We start from the raw sequence: 23,486 nt of genomic DNA, 5'->3' as shown, positions 1-23,486 counted from the left end.
TATAAACAAAAGGGGAGGAATCCATGTCTTACTACGACAGGTTTGATGATGTCCGGACCATCATGCGCACGGCGGCAAACGGGCGCTGGCTGGCATGCTCCCCCATCGACCCCAAAGGCAGGACCACCTTCATCCTGCTCGACATCTGCAATATCATCCAGTTGAAGCTGGAATATGATGGCACGGCCCTGTACCGCAATATCGGCGATGCCCTGCGCTATCCGCTGCATGATTTTGATGCTCCCATCCATGAACTTGCGGGCAGGCTGGGCGTAAAAACCATCACGCACATCATGCAGCCGGACTACATCGTGCTGCATGACCTTGAGGATTACGAAATACTGGGCGCGGGTGCGCCAACACGGGCGCAGCCCGGCCCGGCCTATACCGTATGCAGCATGATCCATTGCGCGACATATGCCCTGTATGCCCGCCCGCCCACGCCGGTCTGCATCGTCTATGACTACGCCAGCGTCACCCTGCGCTATAACCCCACCCTTGCACGCAGCAAGCCCAGACAGCGCAGGCGGCGTGGTTTCTTCGGGCTGGTGAAATGGTTCTTCACGCCGCCGGGCCGCGGCGGCGGAAAATACGCGGCGTAAGGCCGCCCACATGCGCTGGCGCGTAGCTGCCTTGAAAAAACATCGCAGCCATCAGGCAAAAAACAGTTTCACGCCTTCTTTTTGCATTATATGCAGCCTTGATGATCCGGCCCGAACAACCCGCCGCATGACGGGTTTGCGCGCCCCGCCAAAAAGGAAAAAACCGTTGCGCCGTCTTGTTGCTTTATGTCTTCCGCTCGCCATGGCCGCCTGCGCGCAGCATGCACCCCGCCCCATGGTCAATTACTGCAGCCAGCCCGCCATTACCGCGGCCATCGTGCGCACGGCAAACCAGGGCGCGCCCAAAGCCTCGCCCGCCATCCGGTTCGAGGGGGGCACGGTCAAGAGCTCGGTCTATAACGACCACGTTCAGGTGCTCGCCTGCCATGGCAGCCTCGTGCGCGGCGATGGCACGCGCGAGGATGGCGTGGCCATTGCCCGCCTGTCGCACATGCATACGGACTGGAAGGCCCTGTGGAGCACCACGGCTGCAACCCACCAGTGGATGTCGGATGCCGATATCGCGCGCAACCAGCAGGACCGTTACGCCAATTATTACGAACACACGCCGCAGGCCTGCAAGCCCTACGCGCATGACCTGTTCTATGGCGCCCCGAAATCGGACAAGGAAACCGACCACCTGCGCGAGACGCTGTATGACTGCCTTGCCGAGCATAACGTCAAGCCGCTGCGCCCCGTCTCGGGCGTGGAGCATACCTACAGCCCGTTTGGCCTGAATTTCTACATTCCCTACTACACCAACCTCAACGCGGATGATAACGGTCCCTTCCTGTACTGAAGCCCGGAACACCCGCCATGGCCATCGTGCCGATCATCCGCTACCCGCATGCCTGCCTCGAACAGGTCGCCCGCCCCGTTGACGCCACCAGCGCCGAAACGGCCCGACTGGCCCACGACCTGCTTGATACCCTGCGCGCGGCACCGGGCCTGGGGATTACCGCCAGCCATGTGGGCCAGCCCCTGCGGCTGGTGGTGATCGACCTGCATGATGGCGCGGGCGCGCATGTCTATGCCAACCCCGAGATCATCTGGCACGCGGATGACACCGCCACGATGGAGGAAGGCAGCCTGTCCATGCCGGGCATCCACGCGCCCGTCACCCGGCCTGCCCGCGTGCGGGTGCGCTACGACCGCCCCGACGGCACCGTGGCCGAAGACGAGGCCAGCGGCCTGCTGGGTGCATGCCTGCAGCACGAGATCGACCAGACCAACGGCATTTTCTGGACCCGGCGGCTGTCACGCCTGCGGCGCGAGCGTGCGCTCAGGCGTTATGCCAAGCTGGAGCGGGGATAAGCGTTTTCAGGCGCCGCCTTTTTTCCAAAAAAGACGTATTTTTCGAAGCTTTTTGAAAAAAGCTTCACCAAAAAATTTTATCGGTTTTCTTCAGTCCGCCTGTCCGTCATCAAGCATGTAGCCGCTTGAACGCACGGTGCGGATCAGGTCCGCCCCGCCGGTGGCGTTGAGTGCGAGGCGCAGGCGGCGGATATGCACGTCCACCGTGCGTTCCTCCACATGGATGCGGTCATCCCACGCGGCGGCCAGAATTTCAGCGCGCGAGAACACCCGGCGCGGATGGCGCATGAGATGCAGCAGGATGCGGTATTCCGTCGGCCCCAGTGCAATGGTGCTGCCCGCGCGTGACACGCGGCGGCCGCCATGGTCGATCGTGACATCGGCAAAGGTCAGGACATCGCCCTCTGCCACGGCAGCCGCCGCAGCCCCGCGCCCGGCGCTGCGCCGCATCACCGCGCGCACGCGGGCATGCAGCACATCCATGCCGCAGGGCTTGACGAGGTAGTCATCCGCCCCGGTATCGAGCGCGTGGATGGAATCGCGCTCCTCGCCGCGTGCGGTGAGCATGATGATGGGCAGGTAGCGCGTGGCCGCCGCCATGCGCAGCCTGCGGCACAGATCCACCCCCGACAGGCCGGGCATCATCCAGTCCAGCAACACGAGGTCGGGTTTCCAGCTTGTCACCCCGGTCAGCGCATCGAGCCCGTTATCGACCGGCATGACCGTATGCCCCGCCGCCTCGAGGTTGTAGGTGAGCATGACGGACAGGGCGGCGTCATCTTCCGCAACAAGGATGCGGAGCGGCTGATCAACCTGCACGGGGTCTAGCCTCCCTGGCCCGAAAACCCGCCGCGTGGCCGCACCACGGGCAGGATCTCGCCGGTGGCGGTGTAGTACACGCGCTCGGCAATGTTGGTGGCGTGGTCGCCAATACGCTCAAGGTTCTTGGCAATGAACAACAGGTGGGTGCAGGGCCCGATATTGCGCGGGTCTTCCATCATGTAGGTCACGAGTTCGCGGAACATGGCGTTGTAGAGTTCATCCACCGCCGTATCGGACTGCCACACCTCGCGCGCAAGATCGGGGTTGCGCTGGCTCATGGCATCAATGGCGCGGCGCAGGTTGTCCTGCACCAGGCGGCCCATGCTGCGCAGGCCGCTGAGCGAGATGCGCGAGGCCAACAGTTCGGCCCGCAGCGAACGCCGCGCGATGGAGGCGGCGCAATCGCCAATGCGTTCCATGTCGCCGGTAATCTTGAGTGCGGAGACCACTTCGCGCAGATCCCCCGCCACGGGCGAGCGCAGGGCGAGGATGCGGATCACCATCGCCTCTACATCGCGCTCGAGCGCATCGACCTGCGGGTCGAGGTCGGCGGCGATGCCGGCGGCGTTCTCGTCACGGTCGGCAATGGCGGCAACGGCCTGCGAGGTCTGGCGTTCCACCAATCCGCCCATGCGCGCCATCATGGAGCGCAACTGCTCGAGTTCCTGCTCGTAACTGCGTACGATATGTGCTGATTCCTGTCCCACCACCCGCAACCTTTTTGCCTGCCTGCCCGCGTCACTCCGCACGACCCGCCCGATAACAGGGCTTACGATGCCTTGCGGGACTATACTATATCGGTCCCCGATTTGTTCAAGACGATGTCATATCCCACCCGGATGAGACAGAATAATGAAATAAAAAGATATTTTTCAGGAACGCCCCCATGCCGCGCCCACCTCGCCGCCCCGTTGTGTTCCCCGCCGCCTCCGCGGGCCACCTGCATGTGCTCACGCTCGCCCTCAGCACCCTGCTTGGCCTCGGCCCGGGCATGGCAGCGGCTGATGACACCGCCACCATGCCTGCTGCTACAAAACCACCCCGCCCGCCTGCCACGGGCAAGGTGGAGCGGCTGACCGTGACCAGCCAGCGCGTGGTGGGCACCGAGCCCGGTGGCGGGCTGATCCGGGCGGAGGATGCGGCGAAATCGGTCAGCACCATCGGCACGGATTTCATGCGCAAGCAGGCGCCAAGTGCCACGGCGTTCGACATGGTCAGCCTGCTGCCCGGCGCCAATGTCTCATCCTCCGACCCGCTGGGCTTTTCACCACAGACCAATATCAGCGTGCGGGGCCTGGGCGGGGATTCGCTGGGCTATGTGCTCGAGGGCATGCCGCTCAATGATATTGCCTATTACAACGGCTATCCCGGCCAGTTTGCCGATACCGAAAATTACCAGAGCGTCTCGCTCGCGCAGGGCTCGGCGGATATTGACTCCCCCGTGCTCAACGCGGCAGGCGGGCTGATGAGCATGACCTTCCGCGATCCGTCCATGCGGGCGGGGGGATATGCTGATGTGTCCTATGGCTCGTACAACACCAACCGCCAGTTCCTGCGGCTGGAAACCGGGCAGATCGGGCATACCGGCCTGCGGGGCTTCGTGTCCTACTCGCATGGCTATACCGATAACTGGCGCGGGCCGGGCCATGACGAGCGCCAGCATATCGACTTCAAGTTCCTGCGCGAATGGGGTCAGGGCAACCGGGTCTCGCTGATCGGCACATGGAACACGATGGTGGCCAGCTACTACCCGCCGGTCGACAAAACCGACTGGCAGGCCCAGGGCGTGCATGGTGCGGCCAACAACCTCGCCGCCACCTACAACCCCAATAACGCCGCAGGCGGCACCGATTACTGGGCGCTGTACCGCCAGCCCGAGCGCATTGCCTACCTTGCCGCCCCCGCGCGCTTTACACTGGCACGCGGGCTGCACCTCAAGGTCACGCCCTATGCGCAGTGGAGCTACGGCAACGACCCCGGCGGCACGACGCTGGGCGATGCCGGGCTTTCAGGCGGGGCGGATGCGGCCACGGTGGTGCGCTCGAACTGGACCCAGACCAGCTACCGCTCGGGCTTCAACGCAACCCTCGACTGGCAGCTTGGCAACCATGACCTCGTGTTCGGCTACTGGTACGACTACTCCGATGACAGCGAGCACCAGCCCTTCACCGCCGTGAACGCGCAGGGCTATGCGCCCGATATCTGGGTGGACCGCATCAGCCGCACCCTGCTTGATGCCAGCGGCCAGCAGGTCGATGCGGGCAGCTACCACATGATCTCCCAGACCAACGCGCTCTATATCGGCGACCGGATGCACTTCCTGCACAAAAAACTGATGGTCGATGTCGGCTTCAAGGAAGTGATGCTCGACCGCACCGGCACCACCACATCGGGCGGCGTGCAGACGGCAGCGGGCAGCAACAGCGCCACACCGCTGCCGCGCATCGCCATCCGCTACCAGATCACGCCGCGCCATATGGTGTTCTTCAACACCACCACCAATTTCCGCACGCCTGATGAAAGCGCGCTGTTTGGCGGCGTGACGGCCAGCGGCACCACGACACAGCTTAAAAACGAATATTCCGTGTCCGAGGAACTGGGCTACCGCTACAATGGCGACCTGATCGTGGGCAGCCTGACACTGTTCAACTATGACTTCACCAACCGCGAAATCCAGACCCTGCTCAACGTGAATGGCGCGCAGGTGGATTCCACCATCAATGGCGGCGGCCAGACCTCGCGCGGGGTGGATGTGGAGATCGGGCTCAGGCCGTGGCACCACTTCGCCCCCTACCTGTCCGGCGAATACCTGCACGCGACCATTGATAGCGACATTCCATCGGCTACCGGCACGCTGGCAACCCGTGGCAAGACAGCGGTGGAAAGCCCGACGCTGCAGGCATCAGCAGGGCTGAGTTATGATGACGGGCATTTCTTCGGACTGGCCTCGGTGCATTATACCGGGCGGCAGTATTCAACCTTCATGAATGACGAGCGCATGCCTGACCACACCACGGGCAACCTCGCCATCGGCTACCGCATGGATGACCACGCGTTTTTCTCGCATCCCGAATTCCGCATGAACTTCATCAACATCACCAACCAGCATTACCTCTCCGGCGTGGCGACACCCACGCTGACCAAAGCCGACGGGCCGCAATATTACGTGGGCGGCGGACTTGCGGTGCTGTTTACCGCCGCCACGGGGTTCTGAACCCCAAGGCCCCGCAGCACCACCGTGCCCGCCAGCAGGTACAGCACGGCAGGCACCAGCAGGCAGCCCGCATGAATGCCTGCCTGCGCCTGCGCCGTCTGATGTCCCGCGCCACTGGCCAGCCCCGCCGCCGCCAGCACGCCCGCCAGCAGGCTGCCACCCACGTCAAATGCCATTTTTGATGCCATGGAATTGAGCGCCCAGCCCAGCCCCACCGTGTGCAGGCCATCCGCCCCGCCTTCGTGCCGCATGGCGTGCGCCAGCAGGGTGAAACAGGCCGGGTTGCACACGCCCACGCACAGCCCGAACAGCCCCAGCCCGGCCCCGGTCAGGTCCAGCCGCGCAGGCAGCCCATAGGCCAGCAGCAGGATGCACCCCGCCGCAACCGTGCCGCAGCGCATGACCACACCTGCGCCCCACCGGGCGCACAGGGGCAGGGAAAGCCCGCACCCGGCCAGCACCATCAGGCTCATCATGCCCAAAAGCCAGCCCGCCATGTGGTCGCCCGCATGCAAAACGTAGCGCACGTCATAGACCAGCGCGCCGAACAGGAAGGTGCTGCCCAGCATGGTCAGCAGCATGGCCCCCGTCAGCCGCCGCCATGCCCGGTTGGCCAGCAGTGATACAACGAGCTGCCGGGGGGGCGCATCGCCGCAATCCGTCGCCACCCGCTCGTGGCACAGCCGCGCAGGCAGCCACACCAGCGCGCCCACCACGCACGCCACCACCATCATGAACAGGGCAAAGCCCGCCTGCCGGTTGCCATGGCCCAGAAAATCCACGGCAGGCAGGGTGACCATGCTGACCACAAGCCCGCCCAGTGTTGCCCCCACCATGCGGCTCGTGGCCAGGCGCAGGCGGATGGCGGGATCGGATGAAATCAGGCTGGTCATGACCCCGTAGGCGGTATTGACCACTCCGTAGCTTACGCACAGCCCCATATAGGCCATGCCCGCGCACAGCCCGCGCGCCACGATGGGCCAGCCACGCGGCAGCGGCACGAAGGTCAGCACCACCAGCACCATGAACGGCACAAGCCCGCCGCGCAGCAGCGGCAGGGCCTGATGGCCCGCGGGCCTGCGGTCGATCCACAGCCCCACGGCGGGATCGGTCACGAGGCTTGCCGCGCGTGCTGCAAGCAGCATGAACCCCACCATGCGGGCAGGGAAAAAGCAGATATCGGTATAGAAATACGCAAGGTAGCTGAGCATCAGCCCCCAGATGATGTTGAACCCCGCATCACCCGCGCCAAATGCCACGATCTCCTTCAGCCCCACGCGCAGGGCAGGAGGAGGGGGCACCGGCGCGGGCGGGCGCATCATCCCGGCGTTACTGCGCGGCGGGTGCCAAAACATTCTTCCGGCCCCGGAAAGCTGCGGGTGCGCACATCCTCGGCATAGCGGGCCACGGCGCCGTCAATCACATCGCCCACATCGGCGTAACGGCGCACGAAGCGCGGGGTGTCCGTGCCGAACACGCCCAGCATGTCATCGACCACCAGCACCTGCCCATCGCACGCAGGCGAGGCCCCGATGCCGATGACCGGCACCGGCACGGCGGCCACGATCTCGCGCGAGACGGATTCGACCGTGCCCTCGAGCACAACGGCAAAGGCGCCCGCATCCGCAATGGCATGGGCATCATCACGCACCTTGCGCGCCTGCGCCTCGTCACGCCCCTGCGTGCGAAAGCCGCCCGTGGCGTTGACCGCCTGCGGCATCAGCCCCACATGCCCGCAAACGGGAATGCCGCGCTCGGCCAGGAAACGCACGGTTTCGGCCATTTCCACCCCGCCCTCGAGCTTGACCGCGCCACAGCCGGTTTCAGCCATGAGGCGGGCCGCGTTGCGAAAGGCCTGCTGCGGTGATTCCTGATAGGAGCCAAAAGGCATGTCCACCACCACCAGCGCGCGCTGCGAGGCCCGGACCACGGCCGCGCCATGGGCAATCATCATGTCCATGCTCACGGCCAGCGTATCGGGCATGCCGTACACCACCATGCCCAGCGAATCCCCCACCAGCATCACGTCAACATGCGCATCGAGCCTGCGGGCCATGGGCGCGGTATAGGCCGTAAGCCATACACCGGGTTCCGCGCCCTTGCGCACATCGCGGATGGTCCGCCGCCGGGGCTGTTCGCCCTTGCCCATGCCTGCCATTTTCCTGCCATATCCGTTGCATTATGATGATATCTGGATATTGCAGCCCATCGGTCTTGGCAAATCCCCAGCCCGCCTCGATCGGGCGCGCGCCCGATCCGGTCGGAACCACAGCACGCGCCACACCGTTGATTTACAGAACTGAAAGAGACCTATCCGTTCGACCGGGGAGAAACCTGTCCTGGATTTAATATGATATTAATTACTATTATCACATAATATGCCTATGATATACATCAATACGGCATTAAACGATCCACCCTGCAGGCCTCACTCCATAACAAGGCGCATGCCGTAGCCCCCCATGTGGCCCGCCCCCATCGACTGTGGCGCATGGTTCCACGCGGCGCAGGCCCCTCCTGCCCGCTCCACCACCAGTACCAACCGTTCTGGCCACAGATACTTCAAGGACCGTCCGATGCGTGAAACACGTACCGCCATGGCTGCCTGGCATCTGCAGCATTCCCGCCCCGAATGCCTGGTAAGCTATTTCGACCCCTGGCAGCCCGTGGCCCGGCAGCTTGACCTGCTGGCCAGCCGCTTCGGGGCCGTAAAAGCCCTGTGCGATGCCGAACGCGACAGCCTCGCCACCGAGGATGACGCGCTGGCGCAACTGCGTGATTCGCTGGCCTTTCACCTGCTCAGGGCCTGCGTGTGGTGGCAGGTCGATTTCTCGCCCCGCGCCGTAACGGGGCTGTCAGCGCCCAATTTCATGGCGCACGCCCACCGCCATACCGCACGGCACGTGGATGACGAGACGCTGCTCGATGTCATGACATGGCAGCATTACATGCACCGCGCCGATAGCGGCCACATCATGGTGACCGGCACCGACCCGCTCTATCGTGGCAACACCACCATCGTGTACGGCATCGACGGGCATCGGGGCTTCCGCTTCGCCATGCAGCGCCCCGGCCAGCCACTGGCGTGGAACGACATCACCCATGCGGATTTCATCGCCGCCAGCCTCAACGCCCGCGCGCTGCACTGCCTGATCGAGACGGAATGCGCCGCCATTGGCGAATGGGATCAGGCGCGCGAGGAGCACATCCAGGCCGCCCGCCACCATGCCCGGCACTTCCACATCGTGGGGCAGGCCGATCCCGTGGCGCGCTATGCGCGCGCCCTCGAGCAGTTCAGCCAGTGCCAGTCGCGTTTCGGGCGCTTTGCGTTCGAGAACATCGTCAACCACATGGCCTTTGCCGTGGCCCATGCAGCCCATGAGCAGGGGCTGAGCCTGGCCGAACTCCTGCACCAGGGCGACGGGCACCCGGTCAACCCCAACATGGTCGACAGCCTCAAGCGCCGCGCGCATGCCCATGTCACCACCGGCACCGACCCGCTGCGCCAGGCGGAACTCGTGGCCATGCTCAACCGGGTTGAAACCGGCTTCGCCCTCTCGGGCGGACGATAAGAGGCCGTAAGACCGGGGGGAGGCGAAAACATATTCTTCTCCCCCCACGACATCCGGGCCTGCACTCCCTATATTCAGCAGGAATAGCAGGAGACCCGATATATGGCATTGGCCAAGAGCAGACGACCGGCACCCCGCCGCAGGACGGTACAGCCCCGCTCGCCGCGCGTGCGCGGCGAGACACGCCGCCTGCTGGAAATGCTGTGCGTGCTGCATGGGTCGATCCATCGCGGATCGCGTGATGCCGGTGCCCTCGTGCGCTGCGTGGTACAGGCCCAGCCCGATCTTGGCCTGTCCGACAAGGACCTGCCCGCCGCCCCCCGCCATGATGGCGAGAACCCACCCACCGCCACGGAATGGAAGCGCCTGGGCCATGCGCTGGAGGAAATCCGCCTCCAGCACATGAACGACCGGGGCTACGTGGATGCCTGGCTTGATGAACTCAGCCACGCCACCGGCCTTGGCAGTGTGGCCAGCGAGGTGCTCGGCCTTGCCATGTGCTACCGCCTGAACGGGCATTTCGAGCAGTTATGGGATGATCTGTGCGAGAACCGCTCGCGCGGGCCGTTCCTGTGCGAGGACATTCCGCTGCTGCACCTGCTGCTCGGCCAGGAGGAGGATGACATCGCCACCGCCCTCGCGCCTGATGGTCAGTTGCGCATGAGCGGGCTGATGACCGTGGACGAGGACGGCGACATCACGCTCCTGCCCCGGCTGATGGCGCTGATGAACCGCCGCGCCAGCGTGGTGGGCGATATCCGCTCCATGCTGCTCGGCCAGCCCCGCACCGCCACCCTGCCGTGGGAGGCCTTTGCCCATCTGGGCCAGCAGGCCGAGATTGCGGCAAAGCTGCTCAAGGCAGCGGTGGCCACCCATGCCAGCGGCATCAACATCCTGCTTTATGGGCCGCCGGGCACCGGCAAGACCGAGTTCGCAGCCACCCTTGCGCGGCATATCGGGGCCACGCTGTACCCCGTGGGCGAGGCCGACAGCGCGGGCGATGAACCCTCGCGCCATGAGCGCCTCGCCGACCTGCGGTGCAGCACGCGCCTGCTGCGCAACACCGAGTCCATCCTTCTGTTCGATGAAGCGGAGGACCTGTTCACCTCCAGCCTGTTCGACGCGCCGCAATCCTACAGCCGCGTGTTCTTCCACCGCCTGCTTGAGCAGGGGGGCACGCCGGTCATCTGGACCGCCAACGACCTTGATACCCTCGGCCCCGCCATTGCCCGGCGCATGGCGCTGTGCATCGAGGTGCGCCAGCCCGGCATCAGCGTGCGCACGCGGCTGTGGCAGGACATGGCGCGTGAGGAGAAAGTGGCCCTCGCCCCGCAGGATGCGGCCGACCTTGCGCGCACCATACCGGCAGCGCCGGGCATCTTTCGCAACGCCCTGCGCTCCACCCACCTTGCAGGCGGCGATTCGGGCATGGCCAGCCTGATCGCCACCGGCATTGCGCGCGCCGCCGCGGGCGGGCAGATGCCCATGCCATCGCAGCCCGACGTGACGGATTATGACGCGACCCTCATCAACGCCGATTGCGACCTGCAGGCGCTGACAAAACGCCTTGCCCGCCCCGGGGCACCCCGTGCGGTCTCGCTGCTGCTGTCCGGGCCGCCGGGTTCGGGCAAGAGTGCCTATGCCCGCCACCTCGCCGCCGAGATGGACATGCCAGTGCTGCAAAAGCGCGCCTCCGACCTTTTGGACAAATATGTGGGCCAGAGCGAGCAGCAGATTGCCGCAGCCTTTGCCGAGGCGTGCGACAGCGGGGCCTTCCTGATCATTGACGAAGCCGACAGCCTGCTGGGCGACCGTCGCTCCGCCGAGCGGTCATGGGAGATCAGCCAGGTCAACGAGATGCTGACCTGGATGGAGCAGCACCCGCTGCCATTCGCCTGCACCACCAACCTGGTGGAAAAGCTGGACCCGGCCAGCATGCGGCGCTTCCTGTTCCGCGCGCGCTTTGGCTACCTGAACACGGTGCAGGCGGCGCATGCGTTCTCGCGCTTTTTCGGGCAGGAAGCGCCCGCTGCCCTGCGGCACCTGCACACGCTTGTGCCCTCCGACTTTGCGCTGGTGCTGCGCCGGGCGCGGCTGCTCGATGAAAACCCCACGCCCGACGACCTGCTCGAGCGCCTGCGCACGGAAACCGCAGGCCGCGAGGGCAACCGAAAGATCGGTTTTCTTTCCTGAAAAAAAGGCGCCGCCCGGAACCTGTCACCACCTGTTTTTTACCCCTGCTGTCGCAGGCCGGCATCCATCAGGTGCCGGGCATCTGTGAGCATGTTTACAAGGCGGCATTCAGACACAGGACAGTGCGTCTGGTTCCAGGCAGCGGCCTGTCGCGTGAGCGTATTTTCATCGTGGGTATTCCGCCCTCACAAAGAGTTGGATTCCGGTTCCCCGCGCATGGGTCGAGACTGCATGCCCATCCGCGACATCGCGCCTCCGTCGAAAAGGAAATCCATCCATGCCCACACGACGTTTCCGGCTTTCTGGCCTGTTTTCGCTCGGCCTGCTTTCCCTTGCCAGCGGTTACGCGGCGTTCGCCACCCCCGCCCGGGCCGCCGATACGGCATCGGGCGCCCTGATGGGCACGGACGGCACGGCGCGGGGGTCGGTCCATGTGACGGCGGCACCGAAGGGGGTGCTGCTGCGTATCGAGGCCACCGGGCTGATTCCCGGCTGGCACGGCGTGCATTTCCATGAAAAAGGCGTCTGCGGGCCGCCGAAATTCACCGATGCGGGCGCACATGTCCATGCCGCCACACCGGTGGTCCATGGCCTGCTGAACGCCAATGCGAACGATGCGGGGGACCTGCCCAATATCTTCGTCGGGCAGGACGGCAGCGCGACGGTCGAACTGTATTCGACGCTGGTGACCCTTAACGGCACGGATAGCCACCCGGGGCTGCTTGATTCCGATGGGTCGGCCCTTGTCATCCACGCCAACCCCGATGATTACCGCACGCAGCCGATTGGCGGGGCGGGCGACCGCGTGGCCTGCGCCGTCATTCATCAGGGCGGGTAGCCAGTCAGGCACTGTCGGGACGCAGCCCACCGTAATCAGGCAATGAAAACTTCCGGCTGCCGCATCTTTTCAAAAAGGCGGCGCCCGGAAACTTCCGGTCACTGGGGCGGATGGGCTGCGGCGTCGGCCTCGATGGCGCATTCGGCCGCAGGGGGAGCGGCCATGGTGGCGTGCAGCGCCGTCACTTCCGCCCGCGCGGCATCCATTTCCTGCCTGAAGCCATCATCCTGCTCCATGGCCGAATACAGCACGCCGCCATTGAGCCACCCCGCCGCGACATCGGTCTGCCACTGCACGCCACACACCACGCGGCTCTCGCCAAACACGCGGGCGCGCTGCATGATCGCAGCCGTGCGATCAGGCAGGATATCGGACAGGATCAGCCCCGTCACCCAGCCCAGCGTGGCGTGGAGCGAGGGGTAGGACGGATCACGCTTGAGGTCGGCGCGCAGTGGAATGCAGGTGGAAAGTTCAGCCTCGGTAAAGGGGCGGGGGCGATTCCATAGCGCCTTCTCGGCATTGACGGCAGGCGTGAGGCGCTTTTCGATCCGCGCCACAAGGCCCACGAGCTCGGGCAACTGCTCGGGCGGCAGGGTAAAGCCCGCCGCACACGAAAAGGCCGAGACCATATGCGCAGGCGTATCGCGGTTATCGGCCTGCGCGAGTTTCCACCGTGGCGTGCCTTCAAGGGCGCGGGTGGCGGCAAAGATGGAGGCATCGGCCGCGCGCTGCGCCGTGTCCGGGCCGGGTGGGGGTGGCAGGAACACCTGCCCGTCAGGCAAGGGCGGGCCTGCGGGCACATCGGCCTGCGCGGCAGGGTGGGCATGGGCGGCATGATGATGGGCGTGAGGATGCGCCCGGGCCGCCACAGGCGGCATGGCCAGCAGCCCCATTGCGGCACAGGCGGCCAGCCCGCGCGCCATGGCAGAACGATCGAGACGCATCTTGTTCCTGTCAGTTCACCTTTTGCCGCAGGCCACGGCCACACCCTGCCCATAGCATGAGGCGCGGAAGGGGCAAATGCCGCGCGCGCCAGACACATCTTCTGCCCTGGCGGGTTTTATGGCATGCTGCGCCAATAAGCTGGAGGCACGCCCCGATGAACCGCAGAAACCCGATATGGCCCACCACCGTCAGCCCCGTGCGGATCGGGCTGTGCGTGATCGGGCTGACGTTGGTTCTTGTCCAGTTCATTCACGGGCTGAACATCAGCCCTGACGCCATGCCGGGTCAGGTCATGTTCCATATCGCCATGCTGGCCCTTGGCGCCATCGTGTTCGTGGCTGGCATGTGGGGGCCATCGCTTTAAAATAAATCATTGAAAAGTAATGAAAGTTTTTGGCGAAGCTTTTTGCAAAAAGCTTCAAAGAAGAATGCCGCCTTCTTGAAAAAAGACGACACCCAAAACCTTTATATTTTCAGCGCCCGCCCGATACCGTCATGACGCTGCCAGTCATGTACGATGATGCGGGCGAAAGCAAAAACGCCACCGCCTGCGCAATCTCGTCCACATGGCCCACGCGACCCATGGGCACCACGGTCTCGGCCAGTTTCGCGGTCTCGGGGGGGACCATGTCGGTCGCGGTCAGGCCGGGTGCGACCGCATTGACGCGAATGCCCTCGCGCGCGACCTCATTGGCCAGGCCGCGCGTAAAGGTCTCGACCGCCGCCTTGGTGGCGGCATAGGGCACCAGCCCCGGCAGCCCGCCCAGCCGCGCCGCAACAGAAGACAGGTTCACGATCACGCCGCCCCTGCCGCCATGGCGGGTGGACATGCGGCGCACCGCCTCGCCCGCCGCCAGCATGGTGGCGCGGATATTGATGTTGAACAGCGCATCAAGCGTCTCGGCGGTCTGTTCATCCACCCGCACCTTGGTGCCGGTCACGCCCGCATTGTTGACCAGTCCCCACAATGGCCCGAGTTCATGCGCGCGCGTGAACAGGGTGCGGATCTCGCCCGGCTGGGAAAGGTCGGCTTTGATGGCCATCGCGCGGCCACCGCGCTCGGTAATGGCGCGGGCCAGCGCCTCGGCCGGGGCGGCGTTGGTGGCGTAATTGATGGCCACCGCATGCCCCTCACGCGCCAGCAGGGTGCTGATGGCATGGCCAATGCCCCGGCTGCCCCCCGTTACGATCACGACGCCGGGCGTCTGGGCCGGGGCGGGGGAATGGGCATTGTTCATGAAATCATCCTGCCTGCTAATGGGTGTCTGGTCAGGGGATCATAGGCCCCTGCCCCCGCCTGCAAACAGGAAAACGTGCCTGTTTGCAGGCGGGCGGCGTATATCAGCCATCCAGTCGCGCAAGGTGGGGCAGCAGGTCGCTCAGCCCCTTGATGGTGGCAGGATGCGACAGCCCTGTTTCATTTGAGAACCGGTCAATGACGGGCTCGGGGATCAGGGTCGTGACCACGCTTTCATCAACCGATGTGTTGGTGGGGCGGGTTTCCCAGCCGATGACCTGTTCTTCCAGCCCGGCCTTGCGGGCGCGGGCATGCAGGTCCTTGCGGCCGGGGCTGTTGGCATCGCCCATATAGGCAATGACCGCGCTCATCAGGCCCGATGTATCGGTGCGGGCTCCGGTCAGCACATCGGCAACCTTGCCTGCGGCCTGTCCGATCTGATCAGTACGGGTGGTAGCCATGGTATCTGCTCCTTTGTGGTCTGACATTGTGGTCATGACAGGCCAACGAGGGCGGGACGGCATTCGTGCCATCACGGATTTATGAATACTGTCATGTATTTTTCAGGGAACTTTCAAAGCACACCCTTCGCGGTCCTGTTATGACAAAAAGGGTTGACAGTTGTAGCAAACTGCAATGCGCTGTGATGCAGCAAGGTCACGCGACCTTAAACACAAAGGAGAAAATGCAATGCGACGCCTGCCCGATGTCCGGCGCGCCACCACGCATGGACTGCTTGCGCTCATCTGTGTGGCCACGGGTGCTGCCTGCGCCCTGTCAACTGCCCATGCGGCCGAACGCGGGGATCAGGCCAGCGCATGCAAGGGCGATGTGTTCAGGCTCTGCTTTCTCGACATTCCGAACGAAAAGCTGATGACGGAATGCCTGGAAAGCAAGCTTGACCAGCTCTCGCCCAAATGCCGGGCCATGTTCGAGGATGATGACCCACCCAAGCCCACCAACACGCCCGCGCAGCCTGTGCCGCCAGCAGCCCCTGCCCCGCGCTGAAAACGTGCCGGTGCGCGGCGATCGGGTGGTTATTTGACGGCCTGCCATTTGTACCCCACACAAACAGCCGGTATTTTCTGGAACGGGGTCGTCATGGCTGATTATGCTCCCACCATCATGTGGTTTCGTGATGATCTGCGGCTGGCGGATAACCCGGCCCTGTCTGCCGCGGTGGCGGCGGGGCCGGTGGTATGCGTGTATATCCATGACCCCGCGCTGAATCTGGGTGGCGCCGAAAAATGGTGGCTGCACGGCGCACTTGAGGCCCTTGATGCCGACCTGCGCGCGCAAGGCGGCCAGTTATGCCTCATGGCCGGGCCGGAACAGGAAAGCCTTTTGTGGCTTGCCCGGACGCTGGGCGCGCGTGGCGTGGAATGGAACCGCCGTTACGCAGGGCCTGCCCGCACGCGTGATGCCGCGATCAAGACCGCACTGAAAGCCGGGGGCCTGATGGCCCAGAGCCATCCCGGCAATATGCTGCATGAGCCATGGCAGGTGCGCACGAAGCAGGGCAGCCCCTTTCGCGTTTTCACGCCATGGTGGCGGGCGGTGCAGGCCATGGGCACGCCGCCGCCGCCGCTGCCCGTGCCACATGGGCTGAATGCCGCCCTGGCAGCAGCCCCGGTGCCAGATGCCGTAACCGAACGGCTCGTGAAGCTGGCCGGCCTGTCGCTGCGCCCCACCACGCCCGACTGGGCGGCGGGCCTGCGCGCTACATGGCAACCGGGCGAGGCAGCGGCCCTTGAGCGGCTTGATACATTCGTAGCCGAGCGCCTGCCCGGTTATGCCACCGCGCGTGACCTGCCCGCCCGACCCGCTACATCGGGCCTGTCGCCGTGCCTGCGCTTTGGTCACATTTCGCCCCGGCAGGTCTGGCACGCGGTAGAGGCGCGGGGCGCAGGCGACCGTGACAGCGCGAGCTTCCTGAGCGAGCTGGGGTGGCGGGATTTCGCCCATTCCACCCTGTTCGAGTTTCCCGATATGGCAACGCGCAGCCTGCGCCCCGAATTCGATGCCATGCCCTGGCGCACCGACCCTGCCGGGCTGCAGGCCTGGCAGCGCGGGCGCACCGGCTACCCCATCATCGACGCGGGCATGCGCGAATTGTGGCACACGGGCTGCATGCATAACCGCGTGCGCATGATCGTGGCGTCTTTCCTGACCAAGCACCTGCTGCTGGACTGGCGGGTGGGCGAACGGTGGTTTGCCGATACGCTGGTGGATGCCGATGTGGCGAGCAATCCGTTCAACTGGCAATGGGTGGCCGGGTGCGGGCTGGATGCGGCCCCGTATTTCCGTATTTTCAACCCGGTGCTGCAAGGCGAAAAATTCGACCCCGAAGGTGCGTATGTGCGGCACTGGGTGCCCGAACTCGCGCGCCTGCCCGGGCGGGCCATCCACACGCCGTGGAAAGCCGACCTGCCCGCAGGCACGCGCTACCCCGTCCCCGTGGTTGATCTGGCAGGCGGGCGGGCCCGCGCGCTGGCCGCGTGGAAGGCGCTCCAGGGCAACTCCACTGAACCCTGACGCTGTATGTTTTCTCTAACTCATTGTTTATAAATCATCTTCGTCAGTTCGAATGTGTCTATTCAAACCAGATCTGCTCTAGCCCCGATTATGGACGACCCGCCCTGTAAGTGGACAGCCGCTTCATATGATGTTAGGAATTTTCCAGACAGTAACAGGTATTATGTATTAATTATTATATGAAACTAATTTCCGTCATTTCCCAAACGGCATGAAAGTCATCAGCACGCCGCGCCCATGACGGATGGCGGCATTTTTTCAGTTGATCAGCGCCAATATCTTAAAAATGACAATATTTTAATCATGTCTCCCGCGCAGGTGGCATGCATGCAGCACCTGGAGGCAGGATTTCATGGGTAGCAGGAACAGGTATGGCTCCACGCAGGCGGTGTCCTGTGAAAATGGGCAACTGACCCTTGTATCCGGTCATTTCGATACCGATTCGCTCCAGCAGGCCGTGGCCCAGTACCGCAGGGAAGGCCGCATCTCGGCCAACCGGGGCAATCAATGCCCCATCGTTGCGCAGAGCGGCGCGTGGATGAGCATGACCCTGCCCGAACTCGACGGCTGGAACACGGGTGCCCTGCACCTTGATGGGGGCACGATCATCGTAGGCCATGCCCAGTGCACGAGCGTGACCATGCTGCCGGTGAACATACGGGCGGGCGGAGGCACCCTGATGTTTGGCAGGGACACGATGCATGGTGGCAGCCTGCTCGTTGACCTCAAGCGCATGTGCGACTCCCACGCCACGCTGAAGCTGGTCTTTGAAGGCCATGCACGGCAGTTTGCCGCCTATGACCCCATGACGGACATAACCCTTGTCGGTCTGGCCCCCGGCAGTGACACCATTCATGGCTGGGTTGCCCTGCGGCTTGATGGCAACCCGTGGCACATCGTCTGCCCCACGACCGAGGAAGGCGCCCCCCAGCTACGCCGCGAATGGCAGGCCAACGGACAGCCGCATGTGACCATGCACCTGCCGGGCTGAAAAAGGGCGCCAGAACAAATCACGAAAAAAGGAGGACTCTGCATTCCGATGCCTGATCTCCTCAAGCGTCAACAGACTTATCCACAGGCTTGCGTGAAAGATTCCATCTTGCGAATCCTGTTTCCTGTTGCGGCAAAGCGACAATAAATGGCTATTTTCCGCCATAAACAGGATTCTTTTTGCACCCTTCTTTACGCCTGCAGTTTCCTGTGCAGGGGACTCGGGCGGATTACGGTGAAAAAAATCCACACCTGACCCACCCGTTCCATCAGGGACTCAGCCATTGAGCTCCGGTTCACCATCATGTTCCGCAAGGTCAGGGAACATCGGGTCAGGCTGGGCGAGGTGAACCAGAATTTCATGAGGCAGATTTTCGGCAAAGACCCGGTCGAATCGCGCATGCAGCGCCTGACGGACCCAGACCTCGAACGGCGTGCCCCCACGCCTGACGGGGAGGCGCGGCGTGTCGTGAAATGCTGGCATGGTGTCCCTCCCTGTGATGCCGGGCGTGTCCTGCACCGCAAACGGCCAGGCCGGGCTGACAGTTTCCTGCCGCCCCGCCCCGGCGGGGCTGCCATGTGCGTGGCTGGCACGCCCCGCTCAGGCCGCCATGGCGTCAAGCAGCCCAATGCCGGTGGCCTGCGCCATGCGCGTGGCATAGGCCCGCACCGGCTCGGGCCATACAAGCCCCGCCACCAGCGTCAGGTTGCGCAGGAAGGGAAAGAGATGGATGTCATCGGTTGAAAGCTGGCCGTTGACCGCGTCCGGGCTGCGAATCAGTCCGGCCAGGCGCGGGAAGGCCGCATTGATGCGGGCGATCAGGGCCGGGCTTTCAGCCAGGCGCTGATAAAACGGGCCGACCATCTCCTCCTTGTTGCGGATGAAATACAGCCGCGCCGCCGTGGTCGCGAACTCCGGCAGGGGCGTTGCCGCCGTGCGCGGGAGTGTCAGGTTCAGGTAGGGTTCGTGCATCTCCTTCATCCACGCGGTGACTTCGGGGCGCGTGGGGCCGGTCAGCAGGGGTTTGCCATCCATGGCATCGACATGGGTGACGATATCCATGCTTTCCCCCATGAAATGGCCGTCCTGTTCCAGAATCGGCACCATCTTGCGGCCTATCATGCGGGTGGGGGTCTGCACGTCATCATTGAGCAGCACGATATCGGTCACCGGTATGTGCTTGAGGCCAAAAATCATGCGTGGCTTCACGCAGAAAGGGCAGTGGTCGTAGATATAGAGTTTCATGCCGGTCCCGTTAGCGTTTGAGGGCCGCGATCTTGCGGTCGGTGGTGAACTGGCTCAGCGCATAGACCGACCAGATGGCGGCGGGAATCCAGCCAATGACGGTAACCTGCAGGATCAGGCACACAATGCCTGCAAAGGGCCGCCCGATGGTGAAAAACTGTAGCCAGGGCAGCAAAAGGGCCAGGATCAGGCGCATCAACAATACCTTTCTTGGAGTCCGGCAGGGCAGCGGGCATGACGCCATGCACGGATGGGTTCGCCTCATATTTCTGCCTGTGTGGCACGGCTGGGGCAACATGATGCATGTGCGCTGTATCCTCTTCCTTTTGGCGGGGGAGCGCAGTAAAAACATGATGATGGAAAACGCGTCGGATACACAACCCGCCCCCGGAGGGCGCCGGAATTTCCTCGGGCTTGTCACCACCGCCACCGCTGCTGCGGGGGCCGGGGCATGCCTGTGGCCTTTCCTGCAAAGTCTTGCCCCGCGCGACAGCGCCGCCGCTCACCTGCCGGTGGACGTGGACATATCCGCCCTGCCACCGGGGCAGCAGATTGTGGTGACATGGCAGGGCAAGCCGGTTTTCATTACCCACCGCACGCCCGAGGCGCTGGCCGTGCTGCAGGATGCGGCCCAGACCGCCCGCCTGCGCGATGGGCCATCGCACGACAACCAGCAGCCGCCCTATGCCACAAACTGGCACCGCTCGCTTGACCCGCGCTACGGCGTGGTGGTGGGCATCTGCACCCATCTGGGTTGCGTGCCCGCCTACAAACCCCTGCCCGAGGGCAAGGGAGACGCCAGTTGGCCCGGCGGCTATGCCTGCCCGTGCCATGGCTCCAAATTCGACCTCGCGGGCCGTGTGTTCCGTGGTGCCCCCGCGCCCTACAACCTGCCGGTGCCGCCATACAGCATGCCCACGCCGACCGTCATCCGGCTGGGCGAGAACCCGACGGGGCAGGATTTTGACTTCTCGAGCATTCTCCAGCTCTGAAAAACCAGTAAACGGCTGTCTGAAAACAACTCATTGATAAAAAATGATAAAAGTTTTTGGGTGCCGCCTTTTTTCAAAAAGGCGGCGTTCTTCGAAGCTTTTTGAAAAAAGCTTCACCAAAAACTTCCTTATGATTTCTGGATGTTTTCCGGGCTGACTTTTCAAGCAGTCTGTTAAAAAAACTTCGAGAGAACACCGCAATTTTTAAAAGGACGGCACCCGGAAATTTTTATCACATGGCCCTAGCGCACCGGTTTGAGGTGCAGGTCCATGGTGTAGATCGCAACCGGCAGGCGCAGGCGTGATTTTCCATCAGGCTGGAAGCTGGCGGTGCGGTTGAGCTGGACTGCAGGAATCCACAACGTGCCGTGGCTGTCGATCCACATGGCATCGGCCCAGACCAGCCGCCTGTCGCGCACCAGCGTGGTGGCCCTGCCCTGCGGGGTCAGGCGCAGGATACGCAGCCGGTTCACATCCGATACATACAGGTTGCCATCGCCATCAATGGCCGTGCCGCCGGTAGTGGGGGTGTTGTAAAACAGCCGGACAGACCGGGCGAGATCCGGCGCGGGCAGGTCCGGGTTTTCCAGCGCGGCGGTGGGGGCGACCCAGAGCGGGCCGGAACTGGGCTGGAAATAGAGTTTCGACCCATCGGGCGAGACCTCGAGCTGGTCGGCATGCACGCGGGCGGGGTGACCGCCAGTGGTCAGCAATCGGCCCTCGGCATACATCGGGCGTTCATCGGTGGTGGAACGGTCATGGGCCAGCACGCGGCGCTGCTGCCCGGTGCGCTGGCTGACCACGATCAGGGCGGGGTCGCCCGCATCGGTGACGAAAATCGTGTCGTTATGAAAGCGGATATCGTCGATATAGCTGTGCGGCGTGCTGCTGGCGCGCAACGAGATGATATGCACGGGCTGCCCGGTCGTGATGTCAAAGGCCAGCAGCCGTGCAGGCGCTCCGCCCATGGGGTTGGGCGGCCCGCCAACATTGGCATCGCCCGAATCCACCACCCACAGCAACCCGTCCGGCCCGATGCGCAGGGCGTTGACCCGCACGAAAGGCTGCATGTCGCCTTTCGTGCCATCCATATGGTTCCAGCGCACATCGGGGAAGGCATGGGGCACGCCCTGCGTATCGACCTCGGCCACGCTCGGACCGCCGCCACCGCCGCCCCAATACGGGAAAGAGACGAACATGCGCCCGTTATCCGCCACGGCCACGGCATTGAGCACGCGCTGCGAGGTCCAGGCCGTGTGCAGCGCCTCACGCGCGCAAGCCGGCCCCGGCTGGCCAGCCAGACCAAGGGCGAACACCACGCCCGCCACGGCCATGCCGCGCAGGGAAAGGAAAAAATGGGGGAAGCGCATGCCCCTACCCTATCACCCTGCGCCGCGCAGGCGGTTCACGGCTGCGTGTGAAAAATAATCTGAAAATAAATGATTGATGGACGTTTTGGGTGCCGCCTTTTTTTCAAAAAGGCGGCGTTCTCCGAAGCGTTTTGATGACGCTGTTCCCCGCAGGCGCAGCAGCCCTGCGGGGGGCGGGTCTTCAGGCCGCGGGGGCGGCTGCGGCCATCTGGCCAAGCGCTTCGCGCAGCTTGCCTTCATTGGCGGGCGAGAGCGAGGTCTGGAGCACGCGGGCATGGCCCTTGAACTCGCTCAGGTCAGCCAGAACCTTGTCGGGCTGCGACTTGCGCACCAGCACGAACAGGGCGGACGTATTGGCGGGAATGGTCGCGCCAAGCGACTTGATGAAATTGTCATCAATGCCGTAATCGGACATCTTGCCCGCCAGCGCCCCGGCGCCAGCGCCGACAATGCTGCCCGCAACAAAGCCTGCCAGCGGGTTCAGGCACAGAAGGCCAACCAGCGCACCCCAGAAGCCGCCCGAGAACAGGCCATAGGAGGCACCGACCTTTTCAAGGTTGATGCTCTGCTGCAGGTGCAGCTTGCCATCCGCATCACGGATCACGACAACCGCGTCCTCGAGGTCAAGCAGGTATTCCTTTTCCAGCTTCTTGCATTCGGTCAGCGCGGCCGTGGCTTCGTCCTTGTTGTCAAAACCGATAACGATCAGATCGGACATGGGATACTCCGTTGCATGCTACCGCCACGGTAGTGGCGGATGAGGATGTTGATATTACATGCAGCCCGCCCATCTGCCGTGGTGGTTTTGGGCATGGCCGCCGCCTGCGCGATGCAGGTCTGTGTCCAGCGCTTCAGTCATGCGGAGCCGGCCGGGGGGTGAACACATCGCGCGGCGCATGCGTAAAGGCGTCCTGCCCCTGCGGGTCATCACCCTGCGCATCATCGGCCTGCGGGTCGTGGCCGGGCGGGTTTGCGGGCTGTGACGCCTGCGGCGGGGCGTCGTCATCATCGGGTGGGGCGGGCGGGGTCTCAAGTGCGGGGATCATCAGCGTTGTGGGGGCTGTGGGCTGGGCCGCGCGGGCCAGCAGGCCATCGACATAGCCATTGCGCAGGCCCCGCGTGAGGCTGCCGGTATTGTAGCAGCTCAGCGCATGGCGCAGCGCGGCCTGCGGGCTGGCCCCATCGGGCAGGGCCGCGCGGTAGCATTGATGCAGGATGAGGCTGGCCACGCGCAGGTTGCGGCATGGCTCGAGCAGGGCTGCAGGGTCCAGCCCCAGCCGTGTTGCGTTGCGGCTGTTGATCTGAAGCAGCCCCGTATCAAAATCATGCCCGTGGGCGGCCAGCCACCGCACGGTGGCGGTGGCTTCGGCCAGGCTCGCGGGGGGCCGGGGCAGGCGGTACGGGCCATTGACATGAATGGCCCACGGCACGCCCCCTGATTCCTGTGCTGCAACCAGCATGAGCGTGCGGGGCGCGGTATCGGGCGCGCAGCTTTGCGCAAGCCTGGCGAACGGCACAGCGGGCACGCTTGCCCCCGCCGGGCCGATCAGCCCACATGAAAGCCACGCCAGAAGCGCGAGAAGGAACCGGCGCTGCATTTCTTCCTTCCCGGACTT

General features: G+C 64.1%; 26 protein-coding genes. 12 read left to right on the top strand and 14 right to left on the bottom strand.

The features are described 5' to 3' along the window. The first annotated feature begins 23 nt into the window (after positions 1–23). The 3 genes from QEG70_RS15280 (at position 24) to QEG70_RS15270 (ending at position 1,916) form a co-directional block, all read left to right on the top strand. On the top strand, positions 24–602 hold the full coding sequence (locus tag QEG70_RS15280) for a hypothetical protein (protein WP_308721395.1): 579 nt from the start codon (positions 24–26) through the stop codon (positions 600–602). Between the two features lie 166 nt (positions 603–768). Beyond that, positions 769–1,401 (top strand): hypothetical protein, encoded by a 633-nt coding sequence (locus QEG70_RS15275; protein WP_308721394.1) that lies wholly within the window; start codon positions 769–771, stop codon positions 1,399–1,401. Positions 1,402–1,418: 17 nt separating this feature from the next. Next, positions 1,419–1,916 (top strand): peptide deformylase, encoded by a 498-nt coding sequence (locus QEG70_RS15270; RefSeq protein ID WP_308721393.1) that lies wholly within the window; start codon positions 1,419–1,421, stop codon positions 1,914–1,916. Between the two features lie 90 nt (positions 1,917–2,006). On the opposite strand, the gene QEG70_RS15265 is transcribed toward QEG70_RS15270, so the two are convergent. Continuing rightward, the gene (locus tag QEG70_RS15265; protein ID WP_308721392.1) at positions 2,007–2,735 is read right to left on the bottom strand and encodes a response regulator; all 729 of its coding nucleotides are present in this window, start codon (positions 2,733–2,735) and stop codon (positions 2,007–2,009) included. A gap of 5 nt (positions 2,736–2,740) precedes the next feature. Next, positions 2,741–3,445, bottom strand: coding sequence for a phosphate signaling complex protein PhoU (gene phoU / locus QEG70_RS15260; protein ID WP_308721391.1), 705 nt, complete (start codon positions 3,443–3,445; stop codon positions 2,741–2,743). A 179-nt stretch (positions 3,446–3,624) separates the two neighbouring features. On the opposite strand from phoU, the gene QEG70_RS15255 reads away from it, so the two are divergent. Beyond that, positions 3,625–5,952 carry a TonB-dependent receptor gene (locus tag QEG70_RS15255; RefSeq protein ID WP_308721390.1) on the top strand — a complete coding sequence of 776 codons (2,328 nt, stop codon included), beginning with the start codon at positions 3,625–3,627 and terminating at the stop codon, positions 5,950–5,952. Here the strand turns inward: QEG70_RS15255 and QEG70_RS15250 are convergent. The 3 genes from QEG70_RS15250 to QEG70_RS15240 form a co-directional block, all read right to left on the bottom strand. After that, the gene (locus QEG70_RS15250; RefSeq protein ID WP_308721389.1) at positions 5,901–7,274 is read right to left on the bottom strand and encodes an MFS transporter; all 1,374 of its coding nucleotides are present in this window, start codon (positions 7,272–7,274) and stop codon (positions 5,901–5,903) included. The two genes, QEG70_RS15255 and QEG70_RS15250, sit on opposite strands and share 52 nt — an antisense overlap. After that, complete coding sequence (gene panB, locus QEG70_RS15245; RefSeq protein WP_308721388.1) at positions 7,271–8,101, bottom strand: 3-methyl-2-oxobutanoate hydroxymethyltransferase; 831 nt, start codon at positions 8,099–8,101, stop codon at positions 7,271–7,273. Before panB ends, QEG70_RS15250 begins: the two co-directional genes overlap by 4 nt. 279 nt (positions 8,102–8,380) lie before the next feature. Next, positions 8,381–8,518, bottom strand: coding sequence for a hypothetical protein (locus QEG70_RS15240; protein ID WP_308721387.1), 138 nt, complete (start codon positions 8,516–8,518; stop codon positions 8,381–8,383). Between the two features lie 10 nt (positions 8,519–8,528). On the opposite strand from QEG70_RS15240, the gene QEG70_RS15235 reads away from it, so the two are divergent. The 3 genes from QEG70_RS15235 to sodC all read left to right on the top strand — a co-directional run bounded on the left by QEG70_RS15235 (position 8,529) and on the right by sodC (position 12,555). Next, entirely contained in the window at positions 8,529–9,524 is a 996-nt protein-coding gene (locus tag QEG70_RS15235; RefSeq protein WP_308721386.1) for a hypothetical protein, read from the top strand. A 168-nt stretch (positions 9,525–9,692) separates the two neighbouring features. After that, complete coding sequence (locus QEG70_RS15230) at positions 9,693–11,717, top strand: AAA family ATPase (protein ID WP_308721489.1); 2,025 nt, start codon at positions 9,693–9,695, stop codon at positions 11,715–11,717. Positions 11,718–11,994: 277 nt separating this feature from the next. Next, positions 11,995–12,555: a superoxide dismutase[Cu-Zn] gene (gene sodC, locus QEG70_RS15225; protein WP_308721385.1), complete on the top strand. Its 561-nt coding sequence runs from the start codon at positions 11,995–11,997 to the stop codon at positions 12,553–12,555. Between the two features lie 98 nt (positions 12,556–12,653). Here sodC and QEG70_RS15220 read toward each other — a convergent pair whose 3' ends face one another. Further along, positions 12,654–13,499, bottom strand: a complete 846-nt coding sequence (locus tag QEG70_RS15220; RefSeq protein ID WP_308721384.1) for an acid phosphatase — start codon at positions 13,497–13,499, stop codon at positions 12,654–12,656. 155 nt (positions 13,500–13,654) lie between these two features. Here QEG70_RS15220 and QEG70_RS15215 point away from each other — a divergent pair, with 155 nt between their 5' ends. Further along, positions 13,655–13,864, top strand: coding sequence for a hypothetical protein (locus QEG70_RS15215; protein ID WP_061274818.1), 210 nt, complete (start codon positions 13,655–13,657; stop codon positions 13,862–13,864). 109 nt (positions 13,865–13,973) lie between these two features. Here QEG70_RS15215 and QEG70_RS15210 read toward each other — a convergent pair whose 3' ends face one another. Beyond that, positions 13,974–14,738, bottom strand: a complete 765-nt coding sequence (locus QEG70_RS15210) for an SDR family NAD(P)-dependent oxidoreductase (protein ID WP_308721383.1) — start codon at positions 14,736–14,738, stop codon at positions 13,974–13,976. 103 nt (positions 14,739–14,841) lie between these two features. After that, positions 14,842–15,225, bottom strand: a complete 384-nt coding sequence (locus QEG70_RS15205) for a YidB family protein (RefSeq protein WP_472369435.1) — start codon at positions 15,223–15,225, stop codon at positions 14,842–14,844. 202 nt (positions 15,226–15,427) lie between these two features. On the opposite strand from QEG70_RS15205, the gene QEG70_RS15200 reads away from it, so the two are divergent. From QEG70_RS15200 to QEG70_RS15190, 3 genes are all read left to right on the top strand, one after another. After that, a complete protein-coding gene (locus tag QEG70_RS15200) occupies positions 15,428–15,745 on the top strand; it encodes a hypothetical protein (RefSeq protein ID WP_308721381.1) in 318 nt (105 codons plus the stop codon). 93 nt (positions 15,746–15,838) lie between these two features. Continuing rightward, positions 15,839–17,272, top strand: coding sequence for a cryptochrome/photolyase family protein (locus tag QEG70_RS15195; RefSeq protein ID WP_308721380.1), 1,434 nt, complete (start codon positions 15,839–15,841; stop codon positions 17,270–17,272). 352 nt (positions 17,273–17,624) lie between these two features. Next, the gene (locus tag QEG70_RS15190; RefSeq protein WP_308721379.1) at positions 17,625–18,263 is read left to right on the top strand and encodes a hypothetical protein; all 639 of its coding nucleotides are present in this window, start codon (positions 17,625–17,627) and stop codon (positions 18,261–18,263) included. A gap of 276 nt (positions 18,264–18,539) precedes the next feature. Here the strand turns inward: QEG70_RS15190 and QEG70_RS15185 are convergent, their stop codons facing one another. The 3 genes from QEG70_RS15185 to QEG70_RS15175 form a co-directional block, all read right to left on the bottom strand. Next, positions 18,540–18,746 (bottom strand): hypothetical protein, encoded by a 207-nt coding sequence (locus QEG70_RS15185; protein WP_308721378.1) that lies wholly within the window; start codon positions 18,744–18,746, stop codon positions 18,540–18,542. 117 nt (positions 18,747–18,863) lie between these two features. Further along, complete coding sequence (grxB, locus tag QEG70_RS15180) at positions 18,864–19,508, bottom strand: glutaredoxin 2 (protein ID WP_308721377.1); 645 nt, start codon at positions 19,506–19,508, stop codon at positions 18,864–18,866. Between the two features lie 10 nt (positions 19,509–19,518). Next, positions 19,519–19,704 (bottom strand): YqaE/Pmp3 family membrane protein, encoded by a 186-nt coding sequence (locus QEG70_RS15175; protein WP_308721376.1) that lies wholly within the window; start codon positions 19,702–19,704, stop codon positions 19,519–19,521. Between the two features lie 160 nt (positions 19,705–19,864). Here QEG70_RS15175 and petA point away from each other — a divergent pair, with 160 nt between their 5' ends. Then, positions 19,865–20,500 carry a ubiquinol-cytochrome c reductase iron-sulfur subunit gene (petA, locus tag QEG70_RS15170; RefSeq protein WP_308721488.1) on the top strand — a complete coding sequence of 212 codons (636 nt, stop codon included), beginning with the start codon at positions 19,865–19,867 and terminating at the stop codon, positions 20,498–20,500. A gap of 242 nt (positions 20,501–20,742) precedes the next feature. Here petA and QEG70_RS15165 read toward each other — a convergent pair whose 3' ends face one another. The 3 genes from QEG70_RS15165 to QEG70_RS15155 form a co-directional block, all read right to left on the bottom strand. Next, the gene (locus QEG70_RS15165; RefSeq protein WP_308721487.1) at positions 20,743–21,834 is read right to left on the bottom strand and encodes an L-dopachrome tautomerase-related protein; all 1,092 of its coding nucleotides are present in this window, start codon (positions 21,832–21,834) and stop codon (positions 20,743–20,745) included. 217 nt (positions 21,835–22,051) lie between these two features. Next, positions 22,052–22,588: a DUF1269 domain-containing protein gene (locus tag QEG70_RS15160; protein WP_308721375.1), complete on the bottom strand. Its 537-nt coding sequence runs from the start codon at positions 22,586–22,588 to the stop codon at positions 22,052–22,054. Positions 22,589–22,721: 133 nt separating this feature from the next. Further along, complete coding sequence (locus tag QEG70_RS15155; RefSeq protein WP_308721374.1) at positions 22,722–23,468, bottom strand: lytic transglycosylase domain-containing protein; 747 nt, start codon at positions 23,466–23,468, stop codon at positions 22,722–22,724. Between the last annotated feature and the right edge of the window lie 18 nt (positions 23,469–23,486).

Source organism: Komagataeibacter xylinus, from assembly GCF_031081985.1.
Classification (GTDB): domain Bacteria; phylum Pseudomonadota; class Alphaproteobacteria; order Acetobacterales; family Acetobacteraceae; genus Komagataeibacter; species Komagataeibacter xylinus_E.
The sequence above is the reverse complement of the archived record's forward strand: the minus strand, read 5'-3'. Positions and strand labels throughout refer to the sequence as shown.

Coding starts and splice junctions, on each gene's coding strand:
- QEG70_RS15280 (WP_308721395.1), top strand. CDS start 24: ATGTCTTACTACGACAGGTTTGATGATGTCCGGACCATCATGCGCACG.
- QEG70_RS15270 (WP_308721393.1), top strand. CDS start 1,419: ATGGCCATCGTGCCGATCATCCGCTACCCGCATGCCTGCCTCGAACAG.
- QEG70_RS15255 (WP_308721390.1), top strand. CDS start 3,625: ATGCCGCGCCCACCTCGCCGCCCCGTTGTGTTCCCCGCCGCCTCCGCG.
- QEG70_RS15250 (WP_308721389.1), bottom strand. CDS start 7,274: ATGATGCGCCCGCCCGCGCCGGTGCCCCCTCCTCCTGCCCTGCGCGTG.
- panB (WP_308721388.1), bottom strand. CDS start 8,101: ATGGGCAAGGGCGAACAGCCCCGGCGGCGGACCATCCGCGATGTGCGC.
- QEG70_RS15235 (WP_308721386.1), top strand. CDS start 8,529: ATGCGTGAAACACGTACCGCCATGGCTGCCTGGCATCTGCAGCATTCC.
- sodC (WP_308721385.1), top strand. CDS start 11,995: ATGCCCACACGACGTTTCCGGCTTTCTGGCCTGTTTTCGCTCGGCCTG.
- QEG70_RS15220 (WP_308721384.1), bottom strand. CDS start 13,499: ATGCGTCTCGATCGTTCTGCCATGGCGCGCGGGCTGGCCGCCTGTGCC.
- QEG70_RS15215 (WP_061274818.1), top strand. CDS start 13,655: ATGAACCGCAGAAACCCGATATGGCCCACCACCGTCAGCCCCGTGCGG.
- QEG70_RS15210 (WP_308721383.1), bottom strand. CDS start 14,738: ATGAACAATGCCCATTCCCCCGCCCCGGCCCAGACGCCCGGCGTCGTG.
- QEG70_RS15205 (WP_472369435.1), bottom strand. CDS start 15,225: ATGTCAGACCACAAAGGAGCAGATACCATGGCTACCACCCGTACTGAT.
- QEG70_RS15200 (WP_308721381.1), top strand. CDS start 15,428: ATGCGACGCCTGCCCGATGTCCGGCGCGCCACCACGCATGGACTGCTT.
- QEG70_RS15195 (WP_308721380.1), top strand. CDS start 15,839: ATGGCTGATTATGCTCCCACCATCATGTGGTTTCGTGATGATCTGCGG.
- QEG70_RS15190 (WP_308721379.1), top strand. CDS start 17,625: ATGGGTAGCAGGAACAGGTATGGCTCCACGCAGGCGGTGTCCTGTGAA.
- QEG70_RS15185 (WP_308721378.1), bottom strand. CDS start 18,746: ATGCCAGCATTTCACGACACGCCGCGCCTCCCCGTCAGGCGTGGGGGC.
- grxB (WP_308721377.1), bottom strand. CDS start 19,508: ATGAAACTCTATATCTACGACCACTGCCCTTTCTGCGTGAAGCCACGC.
- QEG70_RS15175 (WP_308721376.1), bottom strand. CDS start 19,704: ATGCGCCTGATCCTGGCCCTTTTGCTGCCCTGGCTACAGTTTTTCACC.
- petA (WP_308721488.1), top strand. CDS start 19,865: ATGGAAAACGCGTCGGATACACAACCCGCCCCCGGAGGGCGCCGGAAT.
- QEG70_RS15165 (WP_308721487.1), bottom strand. CDS start 21,834: ATGGCCGTGGCGGGCGTGGTGTTCGCCCTTGGTCTGGCTGGCCAGCCG.
- QEG70_RS15160 (WP_308721375.1), bottom strand. CDS start 22,588: ATGTCCGATCTGATCGTTATCGGTTTTGACAACAAGGACGAAGCCACG.
- QEG70_RS15155 (WP_308721374.1), bottom strand. CDS start 23,468: ATGCAGCGCCGGTTCCTTCTCGCGCTTCTGGCGTGGCTTTCATGTGGG.